Origin of the sequence: Oerskovia sp. NPDC060287 (genome assembly GCF_042726775.1) — a bacterium.
Classification (GTDB): Bacteria; Actinomycetota; Actinomycetes; order Actinomycetales; family Cellulomonadaceae; genus Oerskovia; species Oerskovia merdavium.
Window position 1 is genome coordinate 1 of the sequence record NZ_JBHXBO010000166.1, and the last position, 9,490, is coordinate 9,490.

The following is a 9,490-nucleotide window of genomic DNA, read 5'->3' on the forward strand; positions in this document are numbered from 1 at the left end:
GGGGGGCGCTGGGTCTCCACCCGTGTGCGTCGCCGCCCGTTGATCGTCCGGGTCGTCGTCGAGGCTTCGCCGCGGATCGTCCGCGGGGCCCGGCCCCCCGCTCTGCGGGAGGGCGGGCCCGTCGTCGTCAGGGCGCAGCGAGAGTGGGGGCGGCCCGCAGCAGCGGCGGCCCGACGGCGAGGATCGCCCTCTCGTAGCGCCTTGCCGCGGCCTCGGCGCCCCCGGGCAGGAGCCGACCGATCTCGAGGCTCACGAGCCCGTGGACGAGGCCCCACAGAGCCAGCGACGCCTCCTCCGCTGCGGCGGCCAGGCCCGAGGAGACCGGTGGTGCGCCGGCAGCGTCGGAGACGGCAGCGGCGAGGACCCGGCCCACGGCCTGCCGCAGGACGTCGAAGGTCGGTTCGGCCACGGCAGGCACGGCGCCGGCCTCGTGCGGGACGGACCGCTCGAACATCACGCGGTAGAAGTGGGGGTCGGCCAGCGCGCTGGTCCGGTAGGCGAGGCCCAGGGCCAGGAGGTCGTCGGCGGGCGAGCCGGTCCTCGGTGCGGAACCCAGGTGCTCCGCGAAGCGTCGGAAACCCTCGACGCTCACCGCCGCGACCAGGTCCTCCCGGCTGCCGAAGAGAGCGTAGACCGCGGACGCGCTGGTCCCGGCGGCCTGCGCGACGCCACGGACCGTGACGGCCGACTCGCCGTGCTCGGAGATCTGCTGCGACGCGACGTCCAGCAGTGCCGCACGCAGAGAGTCGTCGTGAAGTCGGGGTCTGGCCACGGACAGGAGTCTAGATCCCTTGACGCAGGTTTGCGAACGGTGTTCTATAACAGTGTTCGTAAATTCTGCCGACCTCGCTCGGCCGACCAGGGGAGGCCCTCGTGCTCGAGCTCACCGACGCCGTCCGCATCACCGCCGGGATCGTCCTCCTGACGATCGTCGGGATCGAGTCCGGCGGGTTCTTCCTCGTCCGGGTCGTCACGGGCAAGGTCCCGGCCACGTCGTTCCAGACCTCCTTCTTCCGGGCCGGGCACGCGCACGCAGGGGTGCTCGTGATCCTGGGGCTGCTGTGCCTCGTGCTGAGCCAGGCGACCGGGCTCACGGGCTTCTGGAGCTGGCTCGCGGGGGTGGGCGTCCTCGTCGGGGCGATCCTCCTGCCCGGAGGGTTCTTCCTGTCCGCGACCGGTGCGGGGCGCGAGGCGCCCAACCGGTGGGTCGTGCTGCTGCCGGTCGGCGCCGGGTTCGTCGCCGCGGGGGTCGTGACGCTCGGGGTCGGGTTGCTGGTCGCGTAGGGCGCCAGGGTCGTGTGGGTGCGGGTCGCTAGCATCACGGCCATGGCAACCTCAGCAGACTTCTCCGGCCTCGCACCCGTCCTCCTGGTGACCCACGACTCGAGCTCGAGCATCATCTACTCGCCCGGCGGTCCCGAGTACCACCAGCACAAGGACGCGCTCGAGCGCCACGGGGTCGAGGGTTCGGGGTACGACTTCTCGGGGGCTCTCCAGGCCGTGCTCACGGACGAGTCGCCCGAGGTGCTCGAGGCCGTCGGGTTCGACCCCGAGGGCGGGATGGTGAGCGTCTACGGCACCGACCTGGACGCGCTCCTGGTCGCGGCCCGGCACCTGGCGCGGATCATCACCGACGCCGCCGCGCTGGACGCAGCCCTCGCCCGGTCCGTCGAGCTCGGCCTCGACGACTGACGGGCCGCGTCGTGATCGACCAGCTCTCGGTGGCGGGCGTGCCGGACCTCGGCGCGGTGTCGGTCGAGCTGCTCGGATCGCACCGCTTCGAGGACGGAGAAGGATTCCCGCCCTCCTACCGCCGCCTCGTGCGCCGGGCCGGGTTCTGCCGCCTGTTCGGTCTCTGGCTCGTCTACCCTCCCGCCCGGGACGGGTATGCCGACGGGTGGCAGCACCGCGCCGCGCACCTCACCGGCCGCTTCCGGGCGAGCTACCAGGACGGCCAGGTCGAGGGGTTCGACTGGATGGTCGAGCCCGACGGGGACTGGTCGCTGGCCGGGCGGCTCGTCGTCTTCGCATACAGCGAGAACGGCGACGCGCTGCTCTGGGACCCCTCGACGCGCAGGGACGGCGAGCTCGCGGTCTGGTGCAGCACCGGTCTCAATGCGCTCACGTTCCTGGGGGCCTCGCTGACCGACGCCCTGCCCCGGGTGAGGGAGCTGAGCGGGCCGTTCGCGGACGACGCGTCGGCCGACCTCGAGTGCCTGGCCCCAGCACGGACGGACGGCTGACCAGGACCGCGTGCGGCGGGCTCGTCCGCGGTCAGGGCGGTCGCCTCGCCCGGCCGGCCGAGGGCGCTACGCCGAGCGCATCCGACGCAGGTGCGCGAGCTGCCTGCGGTGCTCACCCACGACCCACTCGCCCGTGAGGCGGGGGTCGTCCGAGGCGACGGTGTCGTCGGAGCCGTCCACGTCGTCCGTGTCGTCGCGGACGGCCGCCTCCAGGTCGTCGAGGTAGGCCCGGTCGGCCCCGAACCGCTCCCAGACCGCGTCGCTGCCCGTGCAGACGTGCCCGTGACCCGGGACGAGCGTGTGCACGCCGTGCTCGGAGATCGCGTGCTCGAGCGTGTCGAGCCCCGCGCGGTAGTCGCCCACGGGGTCGGGTGACGCGAGGTCCAGGAGCGGGACCTCGAGGTCCGAGAGCATGTCGCCCACGACGATCACGCCCGCGCCCGGCAGGACCAGGGCTCCGTGACCGGGTGCGTGCGCCTGGTGCTCGACCACGAGCACCAGCGGCTCGCCCACCTCTGCGCCGGCGCCGGGGGCGGTTGCCGAGCCCGACGACGTCGCGGCCCTCGCAGGGTCGGGCCACGGGAGGCGGACCGCGCCGGGCGGAGTGTCCTCGGCCGAGGCGTCCGTCGCGGTCGAGGGGAGGGGCGTGAGTCGACCGAACAGGGCGAGATCGTGCCCGGGTGCCTCTCGCTCGACCTTCACCAGGTCCTCGGCGAGGCTGCGCTGCTGGGCGCGGACCGCCGTCGGGCAGGCCCAGCGCGGGACGTCGCCCAGCGAGCGGGACCACAGGACGTGGTCCCAGTGCGGGTGCGTCGAGAAGCCCGCGGTCACGCGCCATCCCCGGCGCGAGACGGTGGCCGCGAGGGACTCGACCTCCTCGACCGTGATCCCCGGGTCCACGACCAGCGCGCGCCCGTCCGGGGCCACGACGACCGTCGTGATGCTCGTCCAGATCTCGGCGGTCGCGACGTGGACCCCGTCGGCGATCTCGTGCAGCTCGCGGAGGGCGAGGGGAGCGGTGCTCATCCCTCGATCCTGCCCCCGGAGGGCGCCGGTCGGCGAACGCGGGGCCCGCCGGGTGCCCGGAGAGAAGCCGACGTCACATGACACGCACTCCCCGGGTGCGCGCTCGAGCACCCGTGCGCAGGTACCGTGGTGCCTACTATGGCGACCCGGACGTCCACCTCGGCGAAACGGCCCGCGACCTCCCGCAAGAAGCCCACGGCACGTGGTGCGACGGCCAGGAGATCGGGGGGCCCTACGAGCGCGTCACGCGCTCCGACGGGTTCGCAGGCGGGTCGTCGACCCGCCCCCTGGCCGGTCCGCGCGGTGCGCGGGCTGTGGCTCGGATGTGCGCACGCGGTCGGCGCGGTCGCACGCAGTATCGGTAAGGGAGCAAGAGAGCTGGACCCCTCACATCGGCGCGACGGCGTCGCGTTCCTCCTCCTGGCGCTCGCCGTGATCGTCGCGGCCCGCGAGTGGTGGGGGATCTCCGGCGCGTTCGGCACCGCGGTGCACGCGGTGGCCGCAGGAGTCTTCGGCGTGGCCGCGGTCGCCCTGCCGGTCCTGCTCGTGTGGCTCGCGGTCCGGATCATGCGCCACCCCGAACGTTCCCAGGCGAACTCGCGCGTCGCGATCGGCCTGACCTTCATCGTGGTCTCCGTGTGCTCGCTCGTGCACATCGCCGAGGACCTGCCCGCCCCCCGCGACGGCTTCGCGGCCGTCCAGGACGCGGGCGGCGTGATCGGCTACCTCTTCGCGACGCCGGTGCAGACCGGGCTCACGCAGTGGTTCGCGGTGCCGCTCTTCCTGCTCTTCGGGTTCTTCGGGATCCTCGTGGTCACCGCGACCCCGGTGCACGCGATCCCCAGCCGCCTGCGCGGCATCTACGACCGGCTGACGGGCAACCACCGTGAGGGCGAGGACGGGACGGACCCGGACGGTCTCCAGCTGGCCGACGGCGTCTCGCGCCACGACGGCACCGACGAGACCGCGCCGCGCAAGAAGCGGACCGGGCGTGCCCGCAAGACCAAGGCCGAGCGGGACGCGGACACCGCCGAGCGCGAACGGCTCGACGGCGGCTACGTCGGCGACGAGGCGTTCGAGCGCGCGGCGATGCTCGAGGCCGAGGAGGAGGCCGCGCGCAAGACGGCCCGCAGCCGCCGGGCCGCGGCCGCCGCAGCGGCACCGCCCGACGCGCACGAGGACTTCGGGGACCTGCCCACCCAGGTGATCCCCGCGGTCGGGCGGACCGCCGCGTCGCCCACCGCCCCGCCCCCGCCGCCCCCGAACAACCCCGTGCCGCGGGGAGTGCAGCCCATGCTCGAGGGCGACACGGTCTACGTGCTGCCCTCCGAGGACGACCTGGTCAAGGGGGCGCCCCACAAGGTGCGCTCGGCCGCCAACGACCGCGTCGTCGAGTCCCTCACGCGCGTGTTCGACCAGTTCGAGATCGACGCCAAGGTCACCGGGTTCACGCGCGGCCCCACGGTGACCCGGTACGAGGTCGAGGTCGGCCCCGCGGTCAAGGTCGAGCGCATCACGAACCTCTCCAAGAACATCGCCTACGCGGTGGCCTCGGCCGACGTCCGGATCCTCTCGCCCATCCCGGGCAAGTCCGCGATCGGGATCGAGATCCCCAACACCGACCGCGAGACGGTCGTGCTGGGGGACGTGCTGCGCTCCTCGGTCGCGCGCCGCACCGAGCACCCCATGGTCATGGGCGTCGGCAAGGACGTCGAGGGCGGCTACGTCGTCGCGAACCTCGCGAAGATGCCGCACATCCTGGTCGCGGGCGCCACGGGCGCGGGCAAGTCGAGCTTCATCAACTCGATGATCGTCTCGATCCTCATGCGGGCCACGCCCGAGGAGGTGCGCATGGTCCTCGTGGACCCCAAGCGCGTCGAGCTCACGATCTACGAGGGCATCCCGCACCTCATCACGCCCATCATCACGAGCCCCAAGAAGGCCGCCGAGGCCCTCGAGTGGGTCGTGCGCGAGATGGACGCCCGGTACGACGACCTCGCGATGTTCGGCTACAAGCACGTCGACGACTTCAACACCGCAGTCCGCGCGGGCAAGGTCAAGCCGCTGCCGGGCTCGGAGCGCAAGATCGCCACGTACCCGTACCTGCTCGTGGTCGTCGACGAGCTCGCCGACCTCATGATGGTCGCCCCGCGCGACGTCGAGGCCTCGATCCAGCGCATCACCCAGCTCGCCCGTGCCGCCGGCATCCACCTGGTCCTCGCGACGCAGCGCCCGTCGGTCGACGTCGTCACGGGGCTCATCAAGGCCAACGTGCCCTCACGCCTCGCGTTCGCGACGTCCTCGCTCGCGGACTCGCGCGTCGTCCTGGACCAACCGGGCGCCGAGAAGCTCATCGGGCAGGGCGACGCGCTCTTCCTGCCCATGGGGGCGGCCAAGCCCATCCGCGTCCAGGGCGCGTGGGTCGGCGAGAGCGAGGTCCATGCGGTCGTCGAGCACGTCAAGGCGCAGCTCAAGCCGTCCTACCGCACCGACGTCGCGGCGGCCGCGGCGACCAAGAAGCAGGTCGACGAGGACATCGGTGACGACCTCGACCTCCTGCTGCAGGCCGCCGAGCTCGTCATCACGACCCAGTTCGGCTCGACCTCGATGCTCCAGCGCAAGCTGCGGGTCGGGTTCGCCAAGGCGGGGCGCCTCATGGACCTGCTCGAGTCGCGGGAGATCGTCGGACCTTCTGAAGGGTCCAAGGCGCGCGAGGTCATGCTCACGGCCGAGGACCTGCCCGCGACGCTCGCGATGTTGCGCGGCGAGCCGGACCCTGGCGTCTACGACGGCCAGGGCGGGGGAGGCGGTGCGCCTGCGGGCAACGGCCGCGACTACTCCGACGGCGCCGACGGACACATGCCGCCCGTCGCGCAGGAGTACCACGACGACGCGGGCGACGAGGCGGACTGGCGCGAGCGCTGACCGACGGGTCCGGGCCTCAGCCCTGGTCCGCGGGTCGGGCGTCCGGGGTGGCGGCGTCGACCGCGGACGTGCTCCGTTCGCCCAGCCGCGGGGGAGCACCCGTCGCGACCGGGGGCGAGAGCCGCTCGGACGCCGTGGCACCGACAGCCGTCCGGACACGCTCGTAGCGTGCCGCGACCTCGGCAGGCCCCACGTTCGCGGTGCCTTCGGCGAGGATCTCAGGGAGCACGTGCACCGCGTGCCTGCCCAACCGGTCGACGGTCGTCGCGGTCCACCCGAACCCGGTGACACGCGCAGCACCGCCCGCAGGCAGGGTCACGGTCGCCGTGACCAGGAGCCCCGACTCGGTCCCCGGGGTGCAGCACGCGGCGTCCTGGTTGGAGACGTAGTTGCCCAGGCCGTAGGCGACCCACATCCCCTGGCCGTCCGGTCCGCCCGGGAGCATCGCGACCGGCTGCGGGACGTGGGCGTGGTGGCCGAGCACCAGGTCGACCTGGCCCGACGCGGCGAGCGCGGTCGCGAGCTCGACCTGCTCCGTGGTGGGTGCCGACCGGTACTCGACGCCCGCGTGCATGCTCACGACCACGAGGTCCGCGCCCGCCGTGCGAGCCGTCGTCGCACGGGCCACCAGGTCGTCCGGGTCGAGCAGGGTCACCGACCAGGGTGCCGAGGAAGGGACGGGCATGCCGTTGGTCCCGTAGGTCGCGGACAGGTGGGCGACGACGATCTCCCGTCCTGCGCGCTCGAGCACGTAGAGGGCGGGAGCTGCCGCCTCGGCGGCCGACCGGGCCGTCCCGACGTGCCCCAGGCCGGCCGCGTCGAGCGCGTCGAGCGTGGCGACGACCCCGGGCAGCCCCTGGTCCACGGAGTGGTTGGACGCGGTCGAGCACCCGTCCCACCCCTGCTCGCGGAGGTCGGTCGCCAGGTGGGAGTCCGCGACGAAGGTCGGGAAGCCCTCGGGGCGCCCGCCGGCGGCCGTCAGGGGAACCTCGAGGTGGCACAGCGCCAGGTCCGCCCCCGAGACCCAGGCGTCGGTCCCCGCCAGGAGCGTGCTGAAGTCGTACCCGGCGGAGCCCGTCCGGGCCGACGCGTGCACGGGGAGGTGGGGCAGGACGTCGCCCGCCGCGACGATCGTGAAGACCGCGTCGGGCTCGGGCGGGGGGCTCGGGACGGCGGGAGCCGAGGCGGGGGACGAGGAAGCCAGTGCCGGGGGCACCGCGTCGAGGTCGAGGAGGAGGGCCCCGGAAGCCGCGACGACAGCAGCGACGAGACCGGCGGCAAGGAGCTGGCCGAGCCGGCGGCGGCGTCGGGTCGCGCGGACGTGACGTGTCACGGCTGCGACACTAGCGGCATCGCGCGCGCATTCGAAGACCACGTGGTACAGGACGGATGTTCTGTGCGCTCTTGCCCGAAGAGTCCTTTTCTGGACGTGGTCGGACGACCGCTCGTGGAGCGCCTAGGCTTGTCCCGTGGTCACAGCCGTCCCGTCCCCCTGGAACTCCGCGAACGCGGTCACTATCGCCCGGATCGCCGTGGTGCCGTTCTTCGCGTGGGCTCTGCTCGCCGACGGCGGGCACACGGTCACCTGGCGCCTGGTCGCGACGGGACTGTTCGTCCTCGCGGCCGCGACGGACCGGGTGGACGGTTACCTGGCCAGGAAGTACAACCTGGTCACGGACCTCGGCAAGCTGCTCGACCCCATCGCGGACAAGCTGCTGATCGGAGCCGCGCTCGTGCTGCTGTCGGCGCTCGGCGACCTCCCGTGGTGGGTCACGATCGTCATCCTGGCCCGCGAGCTGGGCATCACGCTCATGCGGTTCGCGGTGCTCAAGTACACGGTCATGCCGGCCTCCCGCGGCGGCAAGCTCAAGACGGTCCTGCAGTCCGTGGCCATCTCGATCTTCCTGCTCCCGCTCGACCAGATGCCGTCGTGGATCTCGGTGGTCGGCTGGATCGTCCTGGTGGCGGCTCTGGTCGTCACGGTCGTCACGGGGGTCGAGTACGCGTACCAGGGCTGGCGCCTGCGTCGGGACGCGCTGCGCGCCGCTCGGACGTCCGGGCAGGACTGAGCCGCGCCCCATGGCCACCCCGGACGCGATCGCGCCCCGCGAGGCCGTGGGCGTGCTCGAGGCCGCGACGTCGAGAGGGTGGACCGTCGCGGTCGCCGAGTCGCTGACCGGTGGTCTCGTGTGCGCCCGTCTGGTCGCCGTGCCCGGCGCGTCCGCGGTGCTGCGCGGTGGGGTCGTCGCGTACTCGACGGACCTCAAGCAGAGCGTCCTGGGGGTCGACGGCGAGCTGCTCGCCGAGCGCGGCGCTGTGGACCCGGACGTCGCACGGGAGATGGCCCAGGGGGTCGCCCGGGAGCTGGGGGCCGACGTCGGCCTCGCGACCACGGGCGTCGCGGGCCCCGATCCCCAGGACGGCAAGGCCCCGGGCCACGTCTTCGTGGCGGTCGCGACGCCCGAGCGCACCGAGGTCCGCGAGCTTCGGCTCGAGGGCGGCCGGGCAGAGGTCCGCGAGGCCGCGACCCAGGGAGTGCTCGAGCTGGCTCGGGCGACGATCAGCGGGTGAAGGTCAGCGGGTGAACTTGCCCTCAGGTGGGACGACCAAGGCCAAGCGCGGGCGAACACGTGGAGAGTTCGTGAACACCAGGCAACCGCGTGGACTTCCGCGTGGTGCGGGAACAACCTTGGTGAGAAGGACGTTGAACAGCACGTGATCGCCAAGAGGCCATTCAACAGATCAGCACATGAGACTGCCCCGGGTGCGGGGTACGGTAGGACGATCCCCACGCGAGGGGCGCGGGGAACGACAGGACAGCGAACCACCACCGGAGCCAGGCAGGCTCCGACGGTCGCACGGGACACGGAAGGGGGCCGCCAGATGATTGTTCTTCGTCGAGAGATCGGGGACGTGCTGCGAGACGCTCGCCAGCGACAGGGCCGCACCCTGCGAGAGGTGTCCTCGGCTGCACGCGTCTCCCTGGGTTACCTCAGCGAGGTCGAGCGCGGCCAGAAGGAAGCGTCGTCCGAGCTCCTGGGCTCCATCTGCGAAGCCCTCGACATCCCCATGTCGTTGGTGCTGCGCGAGGTCAGCGACCGGGTCGCCGTGGCCGAGGGTCTGATGATCCCGGACACGATCCCCGCAGACTTCGCCGTCACGCTCATGGGTCGCGGAGCGGCTGCAGAGAGCGCGCGGCGCATGCGCGAGGACCTTCAGCCGGTCGGCTGAGCCTCAGGGCTTCTGACAGCTCGGACAGTAGAAGATCGGTCGCTCGAACGGCGCCTCGTTCGCCC

Annotated in this window: 10 protein-coding genes; 7 read left to right on the top strand and 3 right to left on the bottom strand. The window is 72.8% G+C overall.

Annotation, left to right across the window (positions count from 1 at the left end; all coding sequences use genetic code 11):
* Positions 1-127: 127 nt before the first annotated feature.
* On the bottom strand, positions 128-772 hold the full coding sequence (locus tag ACFWFR_RS14050; protein ID WP_377623357.1) for a TetR/AcrR family transcriptional regulator: 645 nt from the start codon (positions 770-772) through the stop codon (positions 128-130).
* A 101-nt stretch (positions 773-873) separates the two neighbouring features.
* Between ACFWFR_RS14050 and ACFWFR_RS14055 the strand changes: the two genes are divergently transcribed.
* Genes ACFWFR_RS14055 through ACFWFR_RS14065 form a run of 3 tightly spaced genes read left to right on the top strand, consistent with a single transcriptional unit; the run spans position 874 to position 2,243 of the window.
* Complete coding sequence (locus ACFWFR_RS14055) at positions 874-1,284, top strand: hypothetical protein (RefSeq protein ID WP_354506331.1); 411 nt, start codon at positions 874-876, stop codon at positions 1,282-1,284.
* 42 nt (positions 1,285-1,326) lie between these two features.
* The gene (locus ACFWFR_RS14060) at positions 1,327-1,692 is read left to right on the top strand and encodes an Imm51 family immunity protein (RefSeq protein ID WP_377623358.1); all 366 of its coding nucleotides are present in this window, start codon (positions 1,327-1,329) and stop codon (positions 1,690-1,692) included.
* Between the two features lie 11 nt (positions 1,693-1,703).
* Positions 1,704-2,243: a hypothetical protein gene (locus tag ACFWFR_RS14065; RefSeq protein WP_377623359.1), complete on the top strand. Its 540-nt coding sequence runs from the start codon at positions 1,704-1,706 to the stop codon at positions 2,241-2,243.
* A 66-nt stretch (positions 2,244-2,309) separates the two neighbouring features.
* Here ACFWFR_RS14065 and ACFWFR_RS14070 read toward each other — a convergent pair whose 3' ends face one another.
* A complete protein-coding gene (locus tag ACFWFR_RS14070; protein WP_377623360.1) occupies positions 2,310-3,269 on the bottom strand; it encodes an MBL fold metallo-hydrolase in 960 nt (319 codons plus the stop codon).
* Between the two features lie 138 nt (positions 3,270-3,407).
* Here ACFWFR_RS14070 and ACFWFR_RS14075 point away from each other — a divergent pair, with 138 nt between their 5' ends.
* On the top strand, positions 3,408-6,194 hold the full coding sequence (locus tag ACFWFR_RS14075) for a DNA translocase FtsK (RefSeq protein WP_191803922.1): 2,787 nt from the start codon (positions 3,408-3,410) through the stop codon (positions 6,192-6,194).
* A 16-nt stretch (positions 6,195-6,210) separates the two neighbouring features.
* Here the strand turns inward: ACFWFR_RS14075 and ACFWFR_RS14080 are convergent, their stop codons facing one another.
* On the bottom strand, positions 6,211-7,527 hold the full coding sequence (locus ACFWFR_RS14080; RefSeq protein WP_377623361.1) for a CapA family protein: 1,317 nt from the start codon (positions 7,525-7,527) through the stop codon (positions 6,211-6,213).
* 136 nt (positions 7,528-7,663) lie between these two features.
* On the opposite strand from ACFWFR_RS14080, the gene pgsA reads away from it, so the two are divergent.
* The 3 genes from pgsA (at position 7,664) to ACFWFR_RS14095 (ending at position 9,425) form a co-directional block, all read left to right on the top strand.
* Entirely contained in the window at positions 7,664-8,263 is a 600-nt protein-coding gene (gene pgsA, locus ACFWFR_RS14085) for a CDP-diacylglycerol--glycerol-3-phosphate 3-phosphatidyltransferase (RefSeq protein WP_191803926.1), read from the top strand.
* Positions 8,264-8,273: 10 nt separating this feature from the next.
* Positions 8,274-8,765 carry a CinA family protein gene (locus ACFWFR_RS14090; RefSeq protein WP_377623362.1) on the top strand — a complete coding sequence of 164 codons (492 nt, stop codon included), beginning with the start codon at positions 8,274-8,276 and terminating at the stop codon, positions 8,763-8,765.
* Between the two features lie 312 nt (positions 8,766-9,077).
* Positions 9,078-9,425: a helix-turn-helix domain-containing protein gene (locus tag ACFWFR_RS14095; RefSeq protein WP_056648772.1), complete on the top strand. Its 348-nt coding sequence runs from the start codon at positions 9,078-9,080 to the stop codon at positions 9,423-9,425.
* Positions 9,426-9,490 lie beyond the last annotated feature (65 nt).